Raw genomic sequence first — 21,801 nt, 5'->3', positions numbered from 1 at the left:
GCGGTGTGATCTCTCGAATCGATCTGCGCGGCGATGCCCTCCCCGAGGGTGGCGCCCTGCGCGACCTGCTGCCCCGTGCCGAGTTCGACGTGGAAGCCGCCCTGGAGACGGTGCGGCCCATCTGCGAGGACGTACGCCATCGTGGCTCGGCGGCAGTGATCGACTGGGGGGAGAAGTTCGACGGCGTCCGGCTGGAAGCGGTCCGGGTGCCCGCCGCCGCCCTCACCCGGGCGCTGGACGAGCTCGACCCGGCCGTCCGTGCCGCCCTCGACGAGTCCATCCGCCGCGCCCGCCTCGTCCACCGCGCCCAGCGCCGTACGACGCACACCACCCAGGTCGTCCCCGGCGGCACGGTCACCGAGAAGTGGGTGCCCGTCGACCGCGTCGGGCTCTACGTGCCGGGCGGCCGCGCGGTCTACCCGTCCTCCGTCGTGATGAACGTCGTCCCGGCCCAGGAGGCGGGTGTCCCGGGCCTCGCCGTCGCTTCGCCGCCCCAGAAGGAGTTCGGCGGCCTGCCGCACCCCACGATCCTGGCCGCCTGCGCCCTCCTCGGCGTGGACGAGGTCTACGCGGCCGGCGGCGCCCAGGCCGTCGCGATGTTCGCGTACGGCACCGAGGACTGCCTGCCCGTCGACCTGGTCACCGGCCCCGGCAACATCTACGTCGCCGCCGCCAAGCGCCTCCTCAAGGGCCGCATCGGCATCGACGCCGAAGCCGGGCCCACCGAGATCGCCATCCTGGCCGACGCCACCGCCGACCCGGTGCACGTCGCCGCCGACCTGATCAGCCAGGCCGAGCACGACCCGATGGCCGCCGCCGTCCTCGTCACCGACTCCGAGGAGCTGGCCGCCGCCACCGAGGCCGAGCTGGTCACCCAGGTCGCCGCGACCAAGCACGTCGAGGAGCGCATCCAGCCCGCCCTGGCCGGCCGGCAGTCCGCGATCGTCCTCGTCAACGACCTGGAGGACGGCCTCACCGTCGTCAACGCCTACGCCGCCGAGCACCTGGAGATCCAGACCGCCGGCGCCGCCGCGCTCGCCGACCGCGTCCGCAACGCCGGAGCGGTCTTCGTCGGCCCCTGGTCGCCCGTCTCGCTCGGCGACTACTGCGCGGGCTCCAACCACGTGCTGCCCACCGGCGGCTGCGCCTGCCACTCCTCGGGCCTGTCCGTGCAGTCCTTCCTGCGCGGCATCCACATCGTCGACTACACGCGCGACGCGCTCGCCGAGGTCACCCACCACGTGGTGACCCTCGCCGAGGCGGAGGACCTCCCCGCCCACGGCGCCGCGCTCAAGGCCAGGTTCGGGTGGAAGGTTCCCCAGCAGTGACGAAGAACAACGCGGGCGGCCCCACGGCCAACCCCTGGGACGCCCTGCCCATCCGCGACGAACTGCGCGGCCAGACCCCGTACGGCGCGCCCCAGCTCGACGTTCCGGTACGCCTCAACACCAACGAGAACCCCTACCCGCTGCCCGAAGCCCTGGTCGACCGCATCGCCGAACGGGTCCGCGAGGCCGCCCGCGACCTCAACCGCTACCCCGACCGGGACGCCGTCGAGCTGCGCACCGAGCTCGCCCGCTACCTCACCCGCACCGCCGGGCACCGCGTCGAGGCCGCCAACGTCTGGGCCGCCAACGGCTCCAACGAGGTCCTCCAGCAGCTGCTCCAGACCTTCGGCGGGCCCGGCCGCACCGCGATCGGCTTCGAGCCCTCGTACTCGATGCACGCCCTCATCTCGCGCGGCACCGGCACCGGCTGGATCTCCGGGCCGCGCAACGAGGACTTCACCATCGACGTGGACGCCGCCCGCGCCGTCATCGCCGAGCGCCGCCCCGACGTCGTCTTCATCACCTCGCCCAACAACCCCACCGGCACCGCCGTCGACGCCGACACCGTCCTCGCGCTGTACGAGGCCGCGCAGGCCGTGGGTCCTTCGATGGTCGTCGTGGACGAGGCGTACGGCGAATTCAGCCACCACCCCTCGCTGCTGCCGCTGATCGAGGGCCGCCGCCACCTGGTCCTCTCGCGCACCATGTCGAAGGCGTTCGGCGCGGCCGGGCTCCGTCTCGGCTACCTCGCCGCCGACCCGGCCGTGGTCGACGCGGTGCAGCTGGTCCGGCTGCCGTACCACCTCTCCTCCGTCACCCAGGCCACCGCGCTCGCCGCCCTGGAGCACACCGATACGCTCCTCGGGTACGTCGCGCAGCTCAAGAGCGAGCGCGACCGGATCGTCAGCGAGCTGCGCGGTCTCGGCTTCGACGTCACCGATTCGGACGCCAACTTCGTCCAGTTCGGCCGCTTCGCCGACAGCCACACCGCCTGGCGGCAGATCCTCGACCGGGGCGTCCTGATCCGGGACAACGGCGTACCGGGATGGCTGCGGGTCTCCGCGGGGACCCCGGCAGAGAACGACGCGTTCCTCGATGCGGTGCGCGAAATCAAGAAGGAGCACGACGCATGAGCCCCCGCACAGGCCGCGTGGAACGGACCACGAAGGAAACGTCCGTGCTGGTCGAGATCAACCTCGACGGCACCGGCAAGGTCGACGTCGCGACCGGGGTCGGCTTCTACGACCACATGCTCGACCAGCTCGGTCGGCACGGTCTGTTCGACCTGACCGTCAAGACCGACGGCGACCTGCACATCGACTCGCACCACACCATCGAGGACACCGCCCTCGCGCTCGGTGCCGCCTTCAAGCAGGCGCTCGGCGACAAGGTCGGCATCTACCGCTTCGGCAACTGCACCGTCCCGCTGGACGAGTCGCTCGCCCAGGTCACCGTCGACCTCTCCGGCCGCCCCTACCTGGTGCACACCGAGCCGGAGAACATGGCGCCGATGATCGGCGCCTACGACACGACGATGACCCGGCACATCCTGGAGTCGTTCGTCGCCCAGGCGCAGATCGCCCTGCACGTCCACGTCCCGTACGGGCGCAACGCGCACCACATCGTGGAGTGCCAGTTCAAGGCGCTCGCCCGCGCCCTGCGCTACGCCAGCGAGCACGACCCGCGCGCGGCCGGAATCCTCCCTTCCACGAAGGGCGCCCTGTGACCGGCCTCAACACCATCCTCATCCTGGTCGGCCTGTTCCTGGCCGGCGGGGTCTACTCCTTCTCCAAGCAGGGCATGCCCAAGGGCGTCATCGTCCTGCTCTCCATCGCATCGCTGATGTGTCTGGTGGCGGGCGTCCTGCGCATTCAAGGTCTCTGGGACTAGGAAGCGACGAGCGACACGTGGATACGAAGAAGAAGGTCGTCGTCTTCGACTACGGCTTCGGCAACGTCCGTTCCGCCGAGCGCGCCCTCGCCCACGTCGGCGCGGACGTCGAGATCACCCGCGACTTCGACGCCGCGATGAACGCGGACGGGCTGCTCGTGCCCGGCGTCGGCGCGTTCTCGGCGTGCATGGAGGGCCTGAAGAAGGCCCGCGGCGAGTGGGTCATCGGCCGCAGGCTGGCCGGCGGACGCCCCGTCATGGGCATCTGCGTCGGCATGCAGATCCTGTTCGAGCGCGGCATCGAGCACGGTGTGGAGACCGAGGGTCTGGACGAGTGGCCCGGCACGGTCGGCCCGCTGAAGGCCGACGTGGTCCCGCACATGGGCTGGAACACCGTCGAAGCCCCCGAGGACTCCCAGCTGTTCGCCGGACTCGACGCCGATGCCCGGTACTACTTCGTGCACTCGTACGCGGCGCACGACTGGGACCTCGAAGTCACCAACCCGAAGATCCGTGCCCCCAGGGTCACCTGGGCCACGCACGGCGAACGGTTCGTGGCGGCCGTGGAGAACGGCGCGCTGTGGGCCACCCAGTTCCACCCCGAGAAGTCCGGCGATGCCGGCGCCCAGCTGCTGACCAACTGGATCGAGACGCTGTAATGCCGAAGCTTGAACTGCTCCCCGCCGTAGACGTCCGCGACGGCCAGGCGGTCCGCCTGGTGCACGGCGAGTCCGGCTCCGAGACCTCCTACGGCTCCCCGCTGGAGGCCGCACTCGCCTGGCAGCGCGCCGGCGCCGAGTGGCTGCACCTGGTCGACCTGGACGCCGCCTTCGGCACCGGCGACAACCGGAGCCTCATCGCCGAGGTCGCCGGGGCCATGGACATCAAGGTCGAGCTGTCCGGCGGCATCCGCGACGACGCCTCGCTCGCCGCCGCCCTCGCCACCGGCTGCCGCCGGGTCAACCTCGGCACCGCCGCCCTGGAGACCCCCGAGTGGGTCGCCAAGGTCATCGCCGAGCACGGCGACAAGATCGCCGTCGGCCTCGACGTACGCGGCACCACGCTGCGCGGCCGGGGCTGGACCCGCGACGGCGGCGACCTCTACGAGACGCTGGCCCGCCTCGACTCCGAGGGCTGCGCCCGCTACGTCGTCACCGACATCGCCAAGGACGGCACGCTCCAGGGCCCCAACCTGGAGCTCCTGAAGAACGTCTGCGCCGCCACCGACAAGCCCGTCGTCGCCTCCGGCGGCGTCTCCTCGCTGGACGACCTGCGCGCCATCGCCTCGCTGGTCCCGGCGGGCGTCGAGGGCGCGATCGTCGGCAAGGCCCTGTACGCGAAGGCGTTCACCCTCGAAGAGGCGCTGGAGGCGGTCTCCGCATGACCGAATCCGCATCCGTGCGCCGCGTCTCCTCCGGCGCCCCCTGGGAGGAGAAGTTCGGCTACTCCCGCGCCGTCGAACTGCCGAACGGCACGGTGCTCGTCTCCGGCTGTACGTCGGTGGTGGGCGGCGAGATCGCCGCGGGCGGCCCGTACGAGCAGACGGTCACCGCCTTCAACGTCGCCTTCGAGGCGCTGAAGGAGCTGGGCCTCGGCCGCGAGGACGTCGTCCGCACCCGGATGTACGTCATGCACGCCCGGGACACCGACGAGGTCGGCCGCGCCCACAAGGAGCTGTTCGACGCCGTGCGCCCCGCCGCCACCATGATCGTGGTCTCCGGCTTCGTCGACCCGAGCCTCGTCGTCGAGGTCGAGGTCGAGGCGTACCGGGCGGGTGCGCGATGAGCCTCGCGGTACGCGTCATCCCCTGCCTCGACGTGGACAACGGGCGGGTCGTCAAGGGCGTCAACTTCCAGAACCTGCGGGACGCGGGCGACCCCGTCGAGATGGCGAAGCTGTACGACGCCGAGGGCGCCGACGAGCTGACCTTCCTGGACATCACCGCGTCCAGCGGCGACCGGGAGACCACCTACGACGTGGTGCGCCGCACCGCCGAGCAGGTCTTCATCCCGCTCACCGTCGGCGGCGGCGTCCGCACCCCGGACGACGTCGACAAGCTGCTCCGGGCCGGCGCGGACAAGGTCGGCGTCAACACGGCGGCCATCGCCCGGCCGGAGCTGATCCGGGAGATCGCCGAGCGCTTCGGCCGCCAGGTCCTGGTGCTCTCGGTGGACGCCCGGCGCACCCCCGAGGGCACGTTCGAGGTCACCACGCACGGCGGCCGCCGGGGCACCGGCATCGACGCCGTCGAGTGGGCCCACCGGGCTGCGGAGCTCGGCGCCGGTGAGATCCTGCTCAACTCGATGGACGCCGACGGCACGAAGGACGGCTACGACACCGAGATGATCGCCGCCGTCCGCAAGCACGTCCGCGTCCCCGTCATCGCCTCCGGCGGCGCCGGCCGGCTCGCGGACTTCGCGCCGGCCATCGACGCCGGGGCCGACGCGGTCCTGGCCGCGTCCGTCTTCCACTTCGGCGACCTGCGCATCTCCGAGGTCAAGGGCGCGCTGGCGGAGGCCGGGCACCCGGTGCGCTGACCGGCCGGCTGTGCGCGTGCACAGACATGGGGCGTCCTTCCCTGGGAGGGCGCCCCGCTCTCGTACGGGCGTCTTCCCGGCCCCGGCCCGCGGGCCTAGTGTGCCGGGCGTGACTTCCCCCACGACCGTGCACAGTCCGCTCCGGCTGTACGGCCGCAGCGGTGAACTCTCCGCTCTGGACGCCCTTCTGACGCGCCTTCAGTACGGTGATGGCGGCGCGCTGGTCCTCACGGCCCCGCCCGGCTCGGGCCGCACGGCCCTCCTGGCCCACGCCGTCGCCGCGCACCGCGACCGGGGCGCGGGACCCGTCCTCCACATCGTCGCCGCCCCCGGCGAACGGTGGGTCCCGTACAGCGGGCTGCACGCGCTGCTGTCCGCCGCGGGCCCCGCGCCCGGCGGGCCCGTGCCGCACGAAGGCCTCCTCGCCCTGCTCCGGCGGACCGGCGGCGGGCGGCCGCTCCTCGTGTGCGTGGACGACGCCCACCTCTGGGACCCCGACTCCCGTGCCGCCCTCGCCTTCGCCGCCCGCCGGCTCGGACCGGGCACCCCGGTCGCCGTGCTGATCGCCACCGGGGACGGGACCGGTCTCGCCGGGCTGCCCGCCCTCCGCCCGGGCCCCCTGGACGACGAAGCGGCCGCCGCGCTCCTGGACCGGCTCACCGGGGCGGACCCGGCCGACCCGGTGGTGCAGGGCGAACTGCTCCGGGAGGCGGCCGGGAACCCCGGGCTGCTCACCGGTCTCACCGCCCGCCTCACCCCCGGCCAGCTCGCCGGGCGGTCCCCGTTGCCCCATCCGCTGCCCGGCGGCGAGGAGGTCCTGGCCGCCCACGCCGACCGCGTCGGCCACCTCCCCGCCGCCACCCGGACCCTGCTCCTCATCGCGGCCGCCGCCCACGCGCACGAGCCCGAGGGCGCGGGGGCGGACCTCGCCCTCGTACGCCGCGCCGCCGCCTCGGCCGCCGTCCCGCCCGCCGCGACCGACCTCGCCCTGCACAGTCCGGGCGGTACGGCGGGTGCGCTCCAACGGGCCGGCGACCGCGTCCACTTCCGGGAGCCCCTGATGCGCCGCGCCCTCCTGCACCGGGCGCCCCCGGACCGCCGCCGCGCGGCGCACGCCCTGCTCGCCGGGCTCCTCGGATCCGGGTTCGCCGCCCGCGTCCAGCGGGCCTGTGCGTCCCCCGGCCCCGACGCCGCGCTCGCCGCCGCCCTGGAGGCCGCCGCCGCCCCGCCCCGCCCGCACGCCGACCGCGCGACCGCCCTCGCCCACGCGGCCGCGCTGACCCCGGATGAGGCGGACAGGGCCTGCCGTCCGGATCCGGCCGGACCCCGCGAGCCCGGCCCGATCCACACGACGGGCCCCAGGTCCGCCCGGTTCGCCGCGGCGGCCGAGCAGCACCGGCTCGCGGGGGATCCGGGGCGGGCCCGCGCCCTGCTGGCACGGGCGGCCGCCGGACCCGGCCACGGTGCCGCCCACCGCACACGCGGCCTGCTCGCCCTCGCCGACGGGCCCGCCCCCGACGCCCACGAGACCCTGCTCACCGCCGCCGCCCTGCTCGCCCCGCACGACCCCGGGAGCGCCCGGGACGCCCTGCTCGGGGCCGCCGAGGCCGCCTGGGCGGCGGGCGACGCCCTCGGCTACCTCGACGCGCTGACCCGGATCCCCGAGGACGCCGCCGACCGGGACCTGGCCCACTACCGGGACGGGATGTGCGCCGTGCTGCGCGGGCGGATCGGTGCGGGGCACCTGCTGCTGCGCCGCTGTCTCGACTCCGGCGCCCGCGACCCGGGGGCGCTGATGCGGGCCGGGGCGGCCGGACTCGTGCTCGGCGACCTCGACGCCGCCTGCCGGGCCGGGGTCCGTGCCCTCGCCGCCGTACGAGCGAGCGGCGCCGACGCACTGCTGCCGCAGGTGCTGGAACAGCTGGCCTACGCGGAGCTGCGCGCCGGGCGGCACGCCCGGGCCCGCGCCCACGCGCTGGACGGCCTGCGCGCGGCCCGCCGTACCGGGCGCCCCAACACCGCCGCCCACCTGCACGCCGTACTCGCCCTCGCGGCCTCGGTGGAGAGCGGCGCGCGGGAGTGCGCGGCGCACGCCGGAGCCGCGCTGGCGGGCGCCGCGCCGCACGGGCTCGTCCAGGCGGAGACCCTGGCCACCTGGGCGCTCGCCCGGGCCGATCTGGCGGCCGGGCGCCCGGCGGAGGCGGCGGCGCGGCTCGACCCGCTCGTCCGGCCCGGGCCCCGGCGCGGCCACTTCGCCACCCGGATGCTCGCCGTGCCCTGCTACGTCGAGGCGTCCGTCCTGGCCGGGCGGGCCGCCCGGGGCGGGGAAGCGGACCCGGTGGCCGGGGCGGTGGCGGAGTTCGCCGTGTGGGCGACGCGCACCACGGACCCCCAGGTCCCCGCCCAACTCGCCCGCTGCCGGGCCCTGCTGGCGCCGGAGAGCGAGGCTGCCGGGCGGTACGGGGAGGCGCTGGCCCATCACGACCGGGCCGGTGGCGATTTCGAGCAGGCCAGGACCCGGCTGCTGTTCGGGTCCTGGCTGCGCAGGCGGCGCCGTACCCGTGAGGCCCGCGAGCCGTTGCGGGACGCCCTCGTCGGGTTCGAGCGGTGCGGGGCCCCGGCCTGGGCGGCCCGGGCGAGCGGCGAACTCCGGGCCGCCGGCGCGGCGGTGGAGGCCCCGCAGCCTGCCGGGGCGGCCGCGCCGCTGGCCGGGCTCACCCCGCAACAGGCCCGGATCGCCCGCTGCGTGGCCGAGGGGGCCACCAACCGGGAGGTCGCGCGGCGGCTCTCGGTGAGCACCCGGACCGTCGACCACCACCTGCGCAACGTCTTCGCCGCGCTGGGCGTGCGCTCGCGGACGGAGCTGGCCGGGCTGCTGGGGAACGGGCGCTGAGACCACCGGAGTTGCCGGACCGTGATGAGAAGGAGGCCGCACACCTCTAGGTACCGACTGGGCGGTATGTCATTCTGCGGGCGTCAGGATCATTCGCTGCGCCCGCGGCCCTGTCCTGGGCGGGGCGTGCCGGAGCCGGCCGTTCAGCGAGCCGGCCGAATCCCGGTGGAGGCCGCCATGCCACAGGTCGTACGTTCACGGGTCAGGGCGCTGCACGCGCCGCCGCCCGTCGCCCCGCTCCCGCGCCGCTTCCGGTCGCTGGCCGACCGCGAGGCCGTCGCCGTCCTGCACCGGGCCGCCCGGGTGCTGGTGGCGGCGCTCCCGGAGCTGACGGACCGGATGGTGGAGGCGCTGCGGGAGCGGGAGCCCGGCTACCGTGCGGCGATCGAGGCCGACCCGGCGGAGATCTGGCAGGAGGTGCACCAGTCGCTGCGGCACAACGTCGGCTCGCTCATCCAGCCCCGCGAGTTCCGGGAGGCCGCGCACCGCACCTCGCGGCGGATCGGGGAGGTCCGGGCCGAGCAGGGGGTGCCGTTGGACGCGGTCCTGCACGCGTTCCGGATGGGCGGGGCGATGGTCTGGCAGGACCTGGTGGACGAGACCGCCCGCCGCCACCCCGAGGACATCCGGCTGCTGGTCCATGTCGCCGCGGACGTCTGGAACTTCGTGGACGAGCACTGCGGGCTCGTCGCCGACGCCTATCGCAGGGCGGAGCGCCGACTCGCCTGGCGCCGGGAGAACCGGCACCGTCTGATGACGGCCGCGCTGCTCGACGGCACCGCCCAGATCGCCGACCTCCCGGACACGGCGGCGGCCCTCGGCCTGCCGGAGGACGGCCGGTACGCCGTGCTCGCGCTGCGCGACGCCCGCCGCTCCCCGCACGGCGCGGCGCACCCGCCCCTGGAGCTGCCCGCCGGCACGGACGCCGTGTGGCACACGGGGGCCGAGGCGGAGTACGCCGTCCTGTCGCTGGGCCGGGCCGACGGCACGGACCCGGCGGACGCCCTCGCCGCGCTGGCCGCCGGTCTGCGCGTGCCGCCCGGGGCCCGGGCCGGCATCGGTTCGGCGGTGGACGGGCTGGCCGCGGTCGGGGACGCCCGGCGCCTCGCGGACACGGCGCTGCGGGCCTGCCCGGCGGACGGCGGGACCGTCCTGCTCGACGCGCACCTGCCCGCCGCCCTGGTCGTCTCGTCCCCGGTGCTCGGCGCGGCCCTCGCCGACCGGGTGCTGGGCCCGCTGGACCGGCTGGACGCGGCCGACCGGGATGTGCTCATCGAAACGCTCACCGCGTGGTTCGACGCGGACGGCTCGGCGCCCCGGGCGGGCGCCCGCCTCTACTGCCACCGCAACACCGTCCTCAACCGCCTCCGCCGCTTCGAACAGCTCACCGGCCGCTGTCTGACCCGCCCTTCGGACGCCACCGAAGTCTCCCTGGCACTCGCGGCCCGTCGCCTGCTGGCGGACTGAGCGGGGCGCGGTCCAGGGCGCCGGATGCGCAGCTTTTCTTTCGCAACAAATATTGCGCAACGTTTCTTTCGCATCTACGCTTCCTGGCATGGCACGCGACGCATCACGCCGGGTCTCCGACCTCGGCACCCTCAAGGCATTCGGGCACCCCCTGCGGATGAAGCTCTACCGGGCCCTCTACATCGCCCGGCAGGCCACCGCCTCCCAGCTGGCCGAACAGGTCGACGAGGCGGTCTCACTCGTCAGCTACCACCTGCGCAAGCTCGCCGACCACGGCCTGATCGAGGAGGCGGACCGGCAGGGCCGGGACGGCCGCGAGCGCTGGTGGCAGCCCGCGTCGGAGGGGCTGACCTTCCACGACGAGGACTTCAGCGACGCGCCCGAGAAGGCCGCGACCCACTCCGCCGTCACCCGGCTCTCCTTCGACCAGCACGTCGAGATGTACCGCCGCCACCTCGACGCGAACCGCACCTGGTCCCCCGAGTGGCGCCGCGCCTCCTTCAGCTCCGAATACCTCGCCCGGCTGACCGCCGAGGAGCTCGCCGCACTCGCCTCCGAGATGAACGACCTCATCAAGCGCTACGAGCAGCAGGGCCGCACCCGCGAAGAGGCCGGGGACAGCGGGAACCGCGAGAACGTCGCGCTCCACGTGTACGGCTTCCCGTTCCGCACCTGACCCGGCCCTCCGAGAGGACGAGACCGTGACCGCCACCCTGCCGGCCCCCGCCGGAGCCCCCGCCCGCCCGGCCCACCGCGACGGCAACGTCCTGCGCTGGCTCGGCGCGTACACCGCGTCCATGATCGGCGACAGCGTCTACTACATGGCCCTCGCCTGGGCCGCCGCCCGCACCGGCAGCGCCTCGCAGACCGGACTGGTGCTCGCCGCGGGCTCCATACCCCGGGCCGTGCTCCTGCTCGGCGGGGGAGTGCTCGCCGACCGGCTCGGCCCGCGCCGCGTGGTCGTCGCCAGCGACACCGCCCGCTGCCTGGTCATCCTCGGCCTCGCCGGGACCCTGCTGCTCACCGCGCCCACGGTGTGGATGCTGATCGCCGTCGCGCTCGTCTTCGGCGCCGTCGACGCCCTCTTCCTGCCCGCCGTCGGCGCCCTGCCGCCCCGGATCACCGCCGCCTCCCAGCTCGCCCGCGTCCAGGGCATGCGCGGCCTCGCCGCCCGTACCGCCAACGTCGTCGGCGCCCCGCTCGGCGGAGTCGCCGTCGCCCTCGGCGGCCCGGTCCTCGCCTTCGCCGCGGCCGGGGTCCTCTTCGCCGTGTCGCTCCCGCTCCTGCTGGCCGTACGCATCCGCGCGCTGCCCGCACCGGAGACGGCCGCGCCCACGCCCACCGGCACTGCCTGGCACGAACTGGCCGACGGGCTGCGTCACATCCGCCGCCACCCGGTCCTCGGGCCCTTGATGCTCGTCGTCGCCGTCACCGAACTCGGCTTCGTCGGCCCCCTCAACCTCGGCCTGATCCTGCTCAGCGACGAACGCGGCTGGGGCGCCTCCGGCATGGGCTGGGTCGTCGCCGCCTTCGGCGCCGGCGCGGGCGCCTCCGCACTCCTCCTCGCCGTACGCGGCCGCGTCCCCAGGGCCGGACTGGTCATGTGCCTGACCGTCCTCGTCGGGGCGGTCGCCATCGCGGCCCTGGCGTACGTGCCCTCCGTACCGCTCGCCGCGACCGTCGCGGTCCTCGTCGGGCTCTTCGTCGGCCTCGGCGGCTCGCTGTGCGGCGCGCTCACGCAGACCGTCACCGATCCGGCCTACCTGGGCCGCGTCACCTCGGTCTCCACGCTCTTCACGCACGCCCTCGCGCCGCTCAGCTACCCCGTCACCGGCGCCGCCGTCGCTCTCTGGGGCACCGGCCCGGTCTTCGTCGCCAGCGCCGCCCTGTGCGCCGCCGGAGCGGCCACCGGCCTCGTCCTCGCCCCGCTCCGCCGGGCGGAGCTCCCGCGCTGACCGGGGCGTACGCGGGTCACATGCCGAGCTTCGCCGTCGTCACCCGGCCGATCGCCTCCGGCTCGCCCTCCAGCTCCACCCGCGCCGCGTCCTGCCGCCCGAACGCGAACAGCAGCAGCTCGCCCGGCTCCCCGGTCACCGTCACCACCGGCGTCCCCCGGTGCGCCACCGCGGTCTGCCCGTCCGGGCGGCGCAGCACCAGGCCCACGGGCGCCTTCCGGCCCAGCATCCGCGCCGCCTTCTCCGTACGCGCCCACAGCACGTCCGCGAAGACCGGGTCCAGCTCACGGGGCGTCCAGTCGGGCTGTGCCCGGCGCACGTCCTCCGTGTGGATGTAGAACTCCACCGTGTTCGCCGCCTCGTCCAGCTGCTTCAGGCCGAACGGGGACATCCGGGGTGGGCCGGTCCGGATGAGCTGGATCAGCTCCTCGTACGGCTTCTCGGTGAACTCGGCCATGACCCGGTCCCGGCGGCTCTTCAGCGGACCGATGACGATCCCGGCCGCCGCGTCCGGGCGCCGCTCCCGCACCACCACATGGGCGGCGAGATCACGGGCCGTCCAGCCCTGGCACAGGGTCGGGGCCTGCGGACCCGCCGCCTCCAACAGGTCGGCGAGCAGAAGACGTTCGCGCTTCGCATGGGTCGACATGCCCGCCAGCGTACGACCGCCGTCCCCCGTCCGCCCAGTGGACGCCCGCCCGGACACCCCGCGCCACCACGGCACAATGGGGCCCATGAGCAGCACGCCCCCGCCCGGCACCCCCAGGACCGCCAGCGACCTCGACCCCGCCATCGCCGCCCGCCTCAAGCGCGGTGCCGACGGGCTGGTCCCGGCCGTCGCCCAGCAGTACGACACCGGCGAGGTGCTGATGCTGGGCTGGATGGACGACGAGGCGCTGCACCGCACCCTCACCACCGGCCGCTGCACCTACTGGTCCCGCAGCCGCCAGGAGTACTGGGTCAAGGGCGACACCTCGGGCCACATCCAGCTCGTCAAGTCCGTCGCCCTGGACTGCGACGCCGACACCGTCCTCGTCAAGGTCGACCAGACCGGCGCCGCCTGCCACACCGGCGACCGCACCTGCTTCGACGCCGACACGCTGTTCCTCGGCCAGTAAGGTCTGCCGCCATGGACCTCGACACCTTCCGGAAGCTGGCCGTCGACCGGCGCGTCATCCCCGTCACCCGCCGCCTCCTCGCGGACGGCGACACCCCCGTCGGCCTCTACCGCAAGCTCGCGGGCGAGCGCACCGGCACCTTCCTGCTGGAATCAGCGGAGAACGGCCGCACCTGGTCGCGCTACTCCTTCATCGGCGTACGCAGCGCCGCCACGCTGACCACCCGCGACGGCGAGGCCCACTGGCTCGGCACCCCGCCGGTCGGCGTCCCCGTCGACGGGGACCCGCTGCACGCCCTGCGCGCCACCATCGAGGCCCTGCACACCCCGCACGACCGGGAATCCGGCCTCCCGCCCTTCACCGGCGGCATGGTCGGCTACCTCGGCTACGACATCGTGCGCCGCCTGGAGAAGATCGGCGAGAGCGGCGGCGACGACCTCAAGCTGCCCGAGCTGACCATGCTGCTCACCTCCGACCTGGCGGTCCTGGACCACTGGGACGGCAGCGTCCTGCTCATCGCCAACGCCATCAACCACAACGACCTGGCCACCGGCGTGGACGAGGCGTACAGCGACGCCGTCACCCGGCTCGACGCGATGGAGCGCGACCTGCGCCGCCCCGTCGAGAACGCCCCCGCCGCCCTGCCCCCGTCCGAGCTGCCCCCGTACACCGCGCTCTGGGGCGGCCAGGCGTACCAGGACGCCGTCGAGGACGTGAAGGAGCGCATCCGGGCCGGTGAGGCCTTCCAGGTGGTGCCCTCCCAGCGCTTCGAGACCCCGTGCACCGCGAGCGCCCTCGACGTCTACCGGGTGCTGCGCGCCACCAACCCCTCGCCGTACATGTACCTCTTCCGGTTCGACGGCTTCGACGTCGCCGGGTCCAGCCCCGAGGCCCTGGTCAAGGTCGAGGACGGCCGGGCCATGGTCCACCCCATCGCCGGCACCCGGCACCGCGGAGCCACCCCGCAGGAGGACCAGGCCCTCGCCGACGAACTCCTCGCCGACCCCAAGGAGCGCGCCGAGCACCTGATGCTCGTCGACCTCGGCCGCAACGACCTGGGCCGGGTCTGCGAACCGGGCAGCGTCGAGGTGGTCGACTTCATGTCCATCGAGCGCTACTCCCACGTCATGCACATCGTGTCCACGGTCACCGGCAAGGTCGCCCAGGGGCGCACCGCCTTCGACGTGCTGACCGCCTGCTTCCCCGCCGGCACCCTCTCCGGCGCCCCCAAACCCCGCGCCCTCCAGATCATCGAGGAGCTGGAACCCACCCGCCGGGGCCTGTACGGGGGCTGCGTCGGCTACCTCGACTTCGCCGAGGACTCCGACACCGCCATCGCCATCCGCACCGCCCTGCTCCGCGACGGCACCGCCTACGTCCAGGCGGGCGCGGGCGTCGTCGCCGACTCCGACCCGGTCGCCGAGGACACCGAGTGCCGCAACAAGGCGGCCGCCGTCCTCCGCGCCGTCCACACCGCCAACCGCCTCGGCGGCGCCTGAGCGGTGCGCCCGCGCCAGGGGCGCGGTGGGGCGTTCCGGGCCGGTGAGGGATAGTGGAGTACGTGAGTGCCGTCCCCGTACCCCAGCCCCGTACCGAAGCCGCCGCCGCGCCCGACAGTGCGGGGAGCCGCCGCACCCTGGCCGCCGGCCTGCTCCTCGGGGCGGCCGGCGCGACCGTCGTCCTGCTCGCCTCCGGGCAGACGTGGGCCGAGGGCAAGGCCCCGGTCGGCGGCGGCAGCCTGCCGCTGAGCGCCGACGGGCAGGACGTCACCGGACTCCCCGCCGCCCTCGCGATCGTCGGCCTGGCCGCCCTCGTCGCCGTCTTCGCCGTACGCGGCGCCGGCCGGCGCGTGGTCGCCGGACTCCTCGCCCTCAGCGGACTCGGCGCCGCGCTCAGCGCCTTCCTCGGCGCGTCCGACAGCGGGGCGCTGGACGAGAAGGCCGCGCAGACCAGCGGCGACAGCGCCGCCACCATCACGGCCCTCAGCCACACCGCCTGGCCGTACGTCACGGCGGCAGGCGGCCTGCTGATCCTGCTCGCCGGGCTGCTCGCCCTGCGCTACGGAAGCCGGTGGCCCACGATGTCCGGGCGCTACGAGCGCGACGGCACCCCCCGCCCCCGCAAGGCCCCCCGGCCGCTCGACCCGGACCGGCCCGAGGATCTGTGGAAGGCCCTGGACCGCGGCGAGGACCCGACGCGCGAGGCATGACCCCCAGCTCACGTCCTACCCGCACGTACGGGACAATGACGGTGAGCTGGCACAGCGGCACGGGCCGTGGGCACAGCGACCCGAGCGATTCCAACAGCGCAACACCAACGAGGAGCAACTCATGGCGGGCAGCAGCCACGGACACACCCCGGCCGCCTGGACCGGTGTCATCATCGCCTTCATCGGCTTCTGCGTCGCGGGCGTCTTCATGGTCGCGGCCAACCCGCTCGGCTTCTGGGCCGGCATGGGCGTCGTCCTGCTCGGTGGTGTCGTCGGCCTCGCGATGAAGGCCGCGGGCCTCGGCATGCCGAAGGAGTCGGCCGAGCTGAGCGCCGCCCGGGCGCGCGCCGGCCAGGCGCAGACCTCCTGACCCCCGCACCACCTACGCCGGAGAGGCGCGGCCCGGACCGGGCTGCGCCTCTCCGCGTCAGCGGCGACAATCACCGGGTGGACGCAACGCCAACCCCCGCCGCCCCTTCGGCCCCGGACCCCGTTCCCGGGCCGCCCTTCGCCCCCGTGCGGGCGCCCCTCTTCCCCACGGCCCCCGCCGGCGCCTCGCGGCTGCGGCGGACCGCTGTCCCGGTGGGCGTGCTCGCCGCAGTCGTGGGCGCCTTCGGATACGTCGCCACCGTCGACCCGAACCAGCCCGGCCACTACCCCGTCTGCCCGCTGCTGCGGTTCACCGGCATCTACTGCCCCGGCTGCGGCGGCCTCCGCAGCGCCCACGCCTTCGCCCACGGCGACCTGGCCGCCGCCTTCGGTGCCAACGCGCTCGCCGTCGTCGGCTATGGGATCTTCGCCGTGCTGTGGACCGTGTGGCTGATCCGCGAGGCCCGTGGAAAGCCCCTGCGGATCGGGCTGCGGCCGGTGCACTGGTGGGCGATCGGCGCCGTACTGCTGCTTTTCACCGTCATCCGGAACCTACCCTTCGGTTCCGCCCTCGCCCCGTGAAGTCCCAGCCAGTGGGACGGCCGCAGGGCGGATGCGGGCCCAGCGCCCTCCTGCGGATAACATCGGAGTGGCTGAACCTGTGGCCTGTAACGTTTTTCTGTCACCGTTCCGGAAGGGGGCCGCTCGCGTGAGTGTGCTCGACGAGATCATCGACGGCGTACGCGCCGACCTCGCGGAGCGGCAGGCGCGCGTCAGCCTCGATGAGCTCAAGGAACGCGCCGCCCGTGCCCCCCAGGCCAAGGACGGCGTCGCCGCCCTGCGCGGCGAGGGCGTGAACGTCATCTGCGAGGTCAAGCGCTCCAGCCCCTCCAAGGGCGCGCTGGCCGCCATCGCCGACCCGGCCGCGCTCGCCGCGGACTACGAGGCCGGCGGGGCCTCCGTCATCTCGGTCCTCACCGAGGAGCGCCGCTTCGGCGGCTCGCTGGCCGACCTGGAGGCCGTCCGCGCCAAGGTCGACATCCCGATCCTCCGCAAGGACTTCATCGTCACCTCGTACCAGCTGTGGGAGGCACGCGCGTACGGCGCCGACCTCGTGCTGCTGATCGTCGCCGCCCTCGAACAGGAGGCGCTGGTCTCCCTGATCGAGCGCGCCGAGTCCATCGGCCTCACGCCGCTGGTCGAGGCGCACGACGAGGAGGAGGCCGAGCGCGCCGTCGAGGCCGGGGCCCGGATCATCGGCGTCAACGCGCGCAACCTCAAGGACCTCAAGGTCGACCGCTCCACCTTCGAGCGCGTCGCCCCCGAGATCCCGGACCACGTCGTCAAGGTCGCCGAGTCCGGCGTCCGCGGCCCGCACGACCTGATCGCCTACGCCAACGCCGGCGCCGACGCCGTGCTGGTCGGCGAGTCCCTGGTGACCGGCCGCGACCCGCGGGCCGCCGTCGCCGACCTCGTCGCCGCCGGCGCCCACCCCGCCCTGCGCCACGGACGGGGCTGACCCGGCCGTGTCGCCCCTTCCGCACCCCGCGCCGATGCGCTGCGCGCTGCCCTCGTGGCACCGCGGCTGCCGGGCACCCGCGCGCCGGGTGCGCGGGCGGCGGGTGCGGTACGTGATCGGCGCCGAGCCCGGTCAGGTCAACGGCATGCGATGGCGCACGACGCGCGCGCTGTAGAGCGAGCCCCGGCGCCGTCCCGCGTGCCCGAAACCGCCCCGGTCCAGGACCGGGGCGGCGCTCCGCTCACGGCGCAGACGGTGCAACCACCCCTGTGACGACTAGGAGCACGTCCCGCATGTCTTCCGACTTCTTCATCCCGGACCCGGAGGGTCTGATCCCCAGCGCCGAGGGCTACTTCGGCGCGTACGGCGGCAAGTTCATCCCGGAGGCGCTGGTCGCCGCCGTGGACGAGGTCGCCGTCGAGTACGAGAAGGCCAAGGCCGACCCCGCGTTCGCCGCCGAGCTCGGCGAGCTGATGGTCCACTACACCGGACGGCCAAGCGCCCTCACCGAGGTCACCCGCTTCGCCGAGCACGCGGGCGGCGCCCGCGTCTTCCTCAAGCGCGAGGACCTCAACCACACCGGATCACACAAGATCAACAACGTGCTGGGGCAGGCGCTGCTGACCCGGCGCATGGGCAAGACCCGCGTCATCGCGGAGACCGGCGCCGGGCAGCACGGCGTCGCCACCGCGACCGCCTGCGCCCTCTTCGGCCTCGACTGCACCATCTACATGGGCGAGATCGACACGCAGCGCCAGGCGCTGAACGTGGCGCGGATGCGGATGCTCGGCGCCGAGGTCATCGCCGTGAAGTCCGGCTCCCGCACCCTCAAGGACGCCATCAACGAGGCGTTCCGCGACTGGGTCGCCAACGTGGACCGCACCCACTACCTCTTCGGTACGGTCGCGGGCCCGCACCCCTTCCCGGCGATGGTCCGCGACTTCCACCGCGTCATCGGCGTGGAGGCGCGGCGGCAGATCCTGGAGCGGGCCGGCCGGCTGCCGGACGCGGCCGTGGCCTGCGTCGGCGGCGGCTCCAACGCCATCGGCCTCTTCCACGCCTTCGTGCCCGACGCGGAAGTCCGCCTCATCGGCTGCGAGCCCGCCGGACACGGCGTGGAGACCGGCGAGCACGCGGCGACCCTGACCGCGGGCGAGCCCGGCATCCTGCACGGCTCGCGCAGCTACGTCCTCCAGGACGACGAGGGCCAGATCACCGAGCCGTACTCCATCTCGGCCGGTCTGGACTACCCGGGCATCGGCCCCGAGCACGCGTACCTCAAGGACGTGGGCCGGGGCGAGTACCGCGCCGTCACCGACGACGCGGCGATGCAGGCGCTGCGCCTGCTCTCCCGCACCGAGGGCATCATCCCGGCCATCGAGAGCGCGCACGCGCTGGCCGGGGCGCTGGAGGTCGGCAAGGAGCTGGGCAAGGACGGGCTGATCCTGGTCAACCTCTCCGGGCGCGGCGACAAGGACATGGACACGGCGGCCCGCTACTTCGGGCTGTACGACACCGACGCGGCCGTCGAGGCGGACGCCGGCAGCCGGAACGCGGAGATCGAGGGGGACGCGCTGTGAGCGGCAACGTCGAACTGCTGAACACCACGCTCGCCGCCACGCGGGCCGAGGACCGGGCCGCCCTCATCGCGTACCTGCCGGCCGGCTTCCCGACCGTCGACGGCGGCATCGAGGCCATCAAGGCCGCCGTGGCGGGCGGCGCCGACGTCATCGAGGTGGGGTTGCCGCACAGCGACCCGGTGCTCGACGGCCCGGTCATCCAGACCGCCGACGACATCGCGCTGCGCGGCGGCGTGCGGATCGCCGACGTGATGCGCACGGTGCGCGAGGCCCACGAGGCCACCGGGGCGCCGATCCTGATCATGACGTACTGGAATCCGATCGACCGGTACGGCGTCGAGCGGTTCACGGCCGAGCTGGCCGAGGCGGGCGGGGCCGGGTGCATCCTGCCCGACCTGCCGGTCCAGGAGTCCGCGCTGTGGCGCGAGCACGCGGGGCGGCACGGCCTGGCCACCGTCTTCGTCGTCGCGCCCAGCAGCAAGGACGAGCGGATCGCCACCATCACCGACGCGGGCTCCGGCTTCGTCTACGCCGCGTCCCTGATGGGCGTCACCGGCACCCGCGCCTCGGTCGGCGCGCAGGCCCAGGACCTGGTCCGGCGGACCCGGGCCACCACCGAGCTGCCGGTCTGCGTCGGCCTCGGCGTGTCCGACGCCGCCCAGGCCGCGGAGGTCGCCGGCTTCGCCGACGGCGTCATCGTCGGGACGGCCTTCGTCAAGTGCATGCTGGACGCCCCCGACGAGGCTGCCGGGCTCGCCGCCGTCCGTTCACTGGCGGCCGATCTTGCCGAAGGTGTTCGAAAGCGCTGACACCTGGGGTAACCCGAACGGGTGGACCTCGGCCCGGGGAGGCACGCGAGTGCCTCCCCGGGTCGTTTGCGCGGTGTGAGCGAGAAGAACGAACAGGGTAAGAGGGCCGCGCGAGACCGGCTGATCCAGCAGCGCGAGCAGGCGAAGGCGCGCGACCGCCGGCGCCGCACGCTGATCGTGTCCACGGCCGTGGTGGGGGTCCTGGGCCTGGCCGCCGTCGTCGGCGTGATCGCGGCGAACACCGACGGCAAGAGCGACAAGTCCAAGGCGTCCGGACCGGCCGTCGCCCCGTCCGGGGCGACCGGCAAGGACGCCCTGGCCATCCGGGTCGGCGCGGACGACGCCCCGTCCACCCTCACCATCTGGGAGGACTTCCGCTGCCCCGTCTGCGCCCAGTTCGAGACCGCGTTCCGCGACACGATCCATGAGATGGAGCGCGACGGCCAGATCAAGGTCGACTACCACCTCGCCACGATCATCGACGGCAACATGGGCGGGAGCGGCTCCCTCAAGGCGGCCAACGCGGCCGCGTGCGCGCAGGACGCCGGCAAGTTCCCCGCGTACCACGACGTGCTGTACAGCAACCAGCCGGCGGAGACCGACGACGCCTTCGGCGACAACGACAAGCTGATCGAACTCGCCAAGAAGGTCCCCGGGCTGGACACGCCGGAATTCCGCGGCTGCGTCGAGGACGGCAAGCACGACGCCTGGGTGGAGAAGTCCAACCAGGCGTTCCGCGACGGTGGCTTCCAGGGCACTCCGACGGCCCTGCTCAACGGGGAGTCGATCTTCCCGAAGAAGGGCGACGAGGCGATCACCGTGGCCAACCTGAAGAAATGGGTCGCCGAGGCCAACAAGGGCAAGAAACCGGCCACCCCCACGGCCACGCCGTAGGGCCGGGCGGGGGAATCGACGGCCCGCTCGTTACCCAGACGTTGCCGGGCGGGTTGTCCTCCCTCCCGTCCGGCAGGGTAGCGTCGATGCTGCCATGAACCTTGCCTACATTCCCAGCCCGTCGACCGGCGTGATCGATCTCGGACCGATCCCGCTTCGCGGCTACGCGTTCTGCATCATCATCGGTGTCTTCGTCGCCGTCTGGTTCGGCAACAAGCGCTGGGTCGCCCGAGGAGGCACCGCCGGCACCGTTGCCGACATCGCCGTCTGGGCCGTTCCCTTCGGGCTTGTCGGCGGTCGGCTCTACCACGTCATCACCGACTACCAGCTGTACTTCAGCGAGGGTGAGAACTGGGTCGACGCCTTCAAGATCTGGCAGGGCGGCCTCGGTATCTGGGGAGCGATCGCGCTGGGCGCGGTCGGTGCCTGGATCGGCTGCCGCCGCCGCGGGATCCCGCTGCCCGCCTGGGCCGACGCGCTCGCCCCCGGCATCGCCCTCGCCCAGGCGTGCGGCCGCTGGGGCAACTGGTTCAACCAGGAGCTGTACGGCAAGGCGACGGACGTCCCGTGGGCGCTGAAGATCAGCGACGGCCCGAACCGGGTCGCGGGCACCTACCACCCGACCTTCCTGTACGAGTCCCTGTGGTGCGTCGGGGTGGCCCTCCTGGTGGTCTGGGCCGACCGCCGCTTCAAGCTCGGTCACGGGCGGGCGTTCGCGCTGTACGTCGCGGCGTACTGCGCGGGGCGCGCGTGGATCGAGTACATGCGCGTGGACGAGGCGCACCACATCCTGGGCCTGCGGCTCAACGTGTGGACCGCGCTGATCGTGTTCGTGCTCGCGGTGACGTACATCGTGATCTCGGCGAAGGTCCGGCCGGGCCGCGAGGAGGTCGTGGAGCCGGGGGCGCCGGAGGCGCCGGAATCCTCGGAGAAGGCGGACGGGACCGACGCGGACGAGCCGGAGGCCGCGGAGGCCGACGCCGACGCGGACACCGATGCGAAGCCGGTCGCCGACGCGAAGGCGGACGCGGACGAGGACGCGGACGCGCCGAAGGCGGACGGTACGGCGGAGGCCGCGAAGGGCTGAGCCGCGCGCTAGCTGAGTGAGGGGCCGCCGAGGAATTCGGCGGCCCCTTCGCCGTCGTGGGGTGTCCTCAAGCGCCGGACGGGCTTGATATTGCCGCTCGCCGTTGATGCGGGAAAACCAGCCCGTCCGGCGATTGAGGACGAAGC

At 74.1% G+C, this 21,801-nt stretch carries 24 protein-coding genes; 23 read left to right on the top strand and 1 reads right to left on the bottom strand.

Features of this window, described 5'->3' with window-relative positions; all coding sequences use genetic code 11:
* Positions 1-5: 5 nt before the first annotated feature.
* From hisD to ACZ6C6_RS01305, 12 genes are all read left to right on the top strand, one after another.
* Positions 6-1,328 (top strand): histidinol dehydrogenase, encoded by a 1,323-nt coding sequence (gene hisD, locus ACZ6C6_RS01360; protein WP_469197910.1) that lies wholly within the window; start codon positions 6-8, stop codon positions 1,326-1,328.
* Positions 1,325-2,461, top strand: a complete 1,137-nt coding sequence (locus ACZ6C6_RS01355) for a histidinol-phosphate transaminase (RefSeq protein WP_469197908.1) — start codon at positions 1,325-1,327, stop codon at positions 2,459-2,461. The genes hisD and ACZ6C6_RS01355 overlap by 4 nt, the downstream gene beginning before the upstream one ends.
* Positions 2,458-3,054, top strand: a complete 597-nt coding sequence (gene hisB, locus ACZ6C6_RS01350) for an imidazoleglycerol-phosphate dehydratase HisB (protein ID WP_365685100.1) — start codon at positions 2,458-2,460, stop codon at positions 3,052-3,054. The genes ACZ6C6_RS01355 and hisB overlap by 4 nt, the downstream gene beginning before the upstream one ends.
* A complete protein-coding gene (locus ACZ6C6_RS01345; RefSeq protein ID WP_018104487.1) occupies positions 3,051-3,218 on the top strand; it encodes a hypothetical protein in 168 nt (55 codons plus the stop codon). The genes hisB and ACZ6C6_RS01345 overlap by 4 nt, the downstream gene beginning before the upstream one ends.
* Positions 3,219-3,235: 17 nt before the next feature.
* Positions 3,236-3,877: an imidazole glycerol phosphate synthase subunit HisH gene (gene hisH, locus ACZ6C6_RS01340; protein WP_073968222.1), complete on the top strand. Its 642-nt coding sequence runs from the start codon at positions 3,236-3,238 to the stop codon at positions 3,875-3,877.
* Entirely contained in the window at positions 3,877-4,602 is a 726-nt protein-coding gene (gene priA, locus ACZ6C6_RS01335; RefSeq protein WP_383298465.1) for a bifunctional 1-(5-phosphoribosyl)-5-((5-phosphoribosylamino)methylideneamino)imidazole-4-carboxamide isomerase/phosphoribosylanthranilate isomerase PriA, read from the top strand. The genes hisH and priA overlap by 1 nt, the downstream gene beginning before the upstream one ends.
* On the top strand, positions 4,599-5,003 hold the full coding sequence (locus tag ACZ6C6_RS01330) for a RidA family protein (protein WP_469197905.1): 405 nt from the start codon (positions 4,599-4,601) through the stop codon (positions 5,001-5,003). Before priA ends, ACZ6C6_RS01330 begins: the two co-directional genes overlap by 4 nt.
* Entirely contained in the window at positions 5,000-5,755 is a 756-nt protein-coding gene (gene hisF / locus ACZ6C6_RS01325; protein ID WP_073968225.1) for an imidazole glycerol phosphate synthase subunit HisF, read from the top strand. Before ACZ6C6_RS01330 ends, hisF begins: the two co-directional genes overlap by 4 nt.
* A gap of 100 nt (positions 5,756-5,855) precedes the next feature.
* Positions 5,856-8,648: a helix-turn-helix transcriptional regulator gene (locus tag ACZ6C6_RS01320; RefSeq protein WP_469197903.1), complete on the top strand. Its 2,793-nt coding sequence runs from the start codon at positions 5,856-5,858 to the stop codon at positions 8,646-8,648.
* Between the two features lie 177 nt (positions 8,649-8,825).
* Positions 8,826-10,115, top strand: coding sequence for a PucR family transcriptional regulator (locus tag ACZ6C6_RS01315; RefSeq protein ID WP_469197901.1), 1,290 nt, complete (start codon positions 8,826-8,828; stop codon positions 10,113-10,115).
* Positions 10,116-10,203: 88 nt separating this feature from the next.
* Positions 10,204-10,791, top strand: a complete 588-nt coding sequence (locus ACZ6C6_RS01310; RefSeq protein WP_469197899.1) for an ArsR/SmtB family transcription factor — start codon at positions 10,204-10,206, stop codon at positions 10,789-10,791.
* Positions 10,792-10,816: 25 nt separating this feature from the next.
* Positions 10,817-12,070: an MFS transporter gene (locus ACZ6C6_RS01305; protein WP_469197896.1), complete on the top strand. Its 1,254-nt coding sequence runs from the start codon at positions 10,817-10,819 to the stop codon at positions 12,068-12,070.
* Between the two features lie 16 nt (positions 12,071-12,086).
* Here the strand turns inward: ACZ6C6_RS01305 and ACZ6C6_RS01300 are convergent, their stop codons facing one another.
* Complete coding sequence (locus ACZ6C6_RS01300; protein ID WP_164404222.1) at positions 12,087-12,719, bottom strand: TIGR03085 family metal-binding protein; 633 nt, start codon at positions 12,717-12,719, stop codon at positions 12,087-12,089.
* 85 nt (positions 12,720-12,804) lie between these two features.
* Between ACZ6C6_RS01300 and hisI the strand changes: the two genes are divergently transcribed.
* The 11 genes from hisI to lgt all read left to right on the top strand — a co-directional run bounded on the left by hisI (position 12,805) and on the right by lgt (position 21,655).
* Positions 12,805-13,188, top strand: a complete 384-nt coding sequence (gene hisI / locus ACZ6C6_RS01295; protein ID WP_328899720.1) for a phosphoribosyl-AMP cyclohydrolase — start codon at positions 12,805-12,807, stop codon at positions 13,186-13,188.
* 11 nt (positions 13,189-13,199) lie between these two features.
* Positions 13,200-14,687: an anthranilate synthase component I gene (locus tag ACZ6C6_RS01290; RefSeq protein WP_469197893.1), complete on the top strand. Its 1,488-nt coding sequence runs from the start codon at positions 13,200-13,202 to the stop codon at positions 14,685-14,687.
* Positions 14,688-14,740: 53 nt separating this feature from the next.
* Positions 14,741-15,397, top strand: coding sequence for a TIGR02234 family membrane protein (locus ACZ6C6_RS01285; RefSeq protein ID WP_469197891.1), 657 nt, complete (start codon positions 14,741-14,743; stop codon positions 15,395-15,397).
* 121 nt (positions 15,398-15,518) lie between these two features.
* The gene (locus ACZ6C6_RS01280) at positions 15,519-15,767 is read left to right on the top strand and encodes an HGxxPAAW family protein (protein ID WP_469197890.1); all 249 of its coding nucleotides are present in this window, start codon (positions 15,519-15,521) and stop codon (positions 15,765-15,767) included.
* Between the two features lie 146 nt (positions 15,768-15,913).
* On the top strand, positions 15,914-16,348 hold the full coding sequence (locus ACZ6C6_RS01275; RefSeq protein WP_469199265.1) for a DUF2752 domain-containing protein: 435 nt from the start codon (positions 15,914-15,916) through the stop codon (positions 16,346-16,348).
* Positions 16,349-16,475: 127 nt separating this feature from the next.
* Positions 16,476-17,285 carry an indole-3-glycerol phosphate synthase TrpC gene (trpC, locus tag ACZ6C6_RS01270; protein ID WP_469197888.1) on the top strand — a complete coding sequence of 270 codons (810 nt, stop codon included), beginning with the start codon at positions 16,476-16,478 and terminating at the stop codon, positions 17,283-17,285.
* A gap of 34 nt (positions 17,286-17,319) precedes the next feature.
* Positions 17,320-17,460, top strand: coding sequence for a tryptophan biosynthesis modulator TrpM (gene trpM, locus ACZ6C6_RS01265; RefSeq protein WP_469199263.1), 141 nt, complete (start codon positions 17,320-17,322; stop codon positions 17,458-17,460).
* Between the two features lie 118 nt (positions 17,461-17,578).
* Positions 17,579-18,865, top strand: coding sequence for a tryptophan synthase subunit beta (gene trpB, locus ACZ6C6_RS01260; RefSeq protein ID WP_469197886.1), 1,287 nt, complete (start codon positions 17,579-17,581; stop codon positions 18,863-18,865).
* Positions 18,862-19,674, top strand: a complete 813-nt coding sequence (trpA, locus tag ACZ6C6_RS01255; protein ID WP_469197884.1) for a tryptophan synthase subunit alpha — start codon at positions 18,862-18,864, stop codon at positions 19,672-19,674. The genes trpB and trpA overlap by 4 nt, the downstream gene beginning before the upstream one ends.
* A 75-nt stretch (positions 19,675-19,749) precedes the next feature.
* Positions 19,750-20,568 (top strand): DsbA family protein, encoded by an 819-nt coding sequence (locus ACZ6C6_RS01250; protein ID WP_469197882.1) that lies wholly within the window; start codon positions 19,750-19,752, stop codon positions 20,566-20,568.
* 94 nt (positions 20,569-20,662) lie between these two features.
* Positions 20,663-21,655 (top strand): prolipoprotein diacylglyceryl transferase, encoded by a 993-nt coding sequence (gene lgt / locus ACZ6C6_RS01245; protein WP_469197880.1) that lies wholly within the window; start codon positions 20,663-20,665, stop codon positions 21,653-21,655.
* Positions 21,656-21,801: the final 146 nt, after the last annotated feature.

Source organism: Streptomyces sp. NPDC041814 (assembly GCF_055590565.1).
Note: the sequence above shows the minus strand (reverse complement) of the source record. Positions and strands in the feature narration are given on the sequence as shown.

Coding starts and splice junctions, on each gene's coding strand:
- ACZ6C6_RS01315 (WP_469197901.1), top strand. CDS start 8,826: ATGCCACAGGTCGTACGTTCACGGGTCAGGGCGCTGCACGCGCCGCCG.
- ACZ6C6_RS01300 (WP_164404222.1), bottom strand. CDS start 12,719: ATGTCGACCCATGCGAAGCGCGAACGTCTTCTGCTCGCCGACCTGTTG.
- ACZ6C6_RS01290 (WP_469197893.1), top strand. CDS start 13,200: ATGGACCTCGACACCTTCCGGAAGCTGGCCGTCGACCGGCGCGTCATC.
- trpM (WP_469199263.1), top strand. CDS start 17,320: ATGCGCTGCGCGCTGCCCTCGTGGCACCGCGGCTGCCGGGCACCCGCG.
- lgt (WP_469197880.1), top strand. CDS start 20,663: ATGAACCTTGCCTACATTCCCAGCCCGTCGACCGGCGTGATCGATCTC.
- hisB (WP_365685100.1), top strand. CDS start 2,458: ATGAGCCCCCGCACAGGCCGCGTGGAACGGACCACGAAGGAAACGTCC.
- hisF (WP_073968225.1), top strand. CDS start 5,000: ATGAGCCTCGCGGTACGCGTCATCCCCTGCCTCGACGTGGACAACGGG.
- ACZ6C6_RS01280 (WP_469197890.1), top strand. CDS start 15,519: ATGGCGGGCAGCAGCCACGGACACACCCCGGCCGCCTGGACCGGTGTC.
- ACZ6C6_RS01310 (WP_469197899.1), top strand. CDS start 10,204: ATGGCACGCGACGCATCACGCCGGGTCTCCGACCTCGGCACCCTCAAG.
- hisI (WP_328899720.1), top strand. CDS start 12,805: ATGAGCAGCACGCCCCCGCCCGGCACCCCCAGGACCGCCAGCGACCTC.
- ACZ6C6_RS01330 (WP_469197905.1), top strand. CDS start 4,599: ATGACCGAATCCGCATCCGTGCGCCGCGTCTCCTCCGGCGCCCCCTGG.
- priA (WP_383298465.1), top strand. CDS start 3,877: ATGCCGAAGCTTGAACTGCTCCCCGCCGTAGACGTCCGCGACGGCCAG.
- trpB (WP_469197886.1), top strand. CDS start 17,579: ATGTCTTCCGACTTCTTCATCCCGGACCCGGAGGGTCTGATCCCCAGC.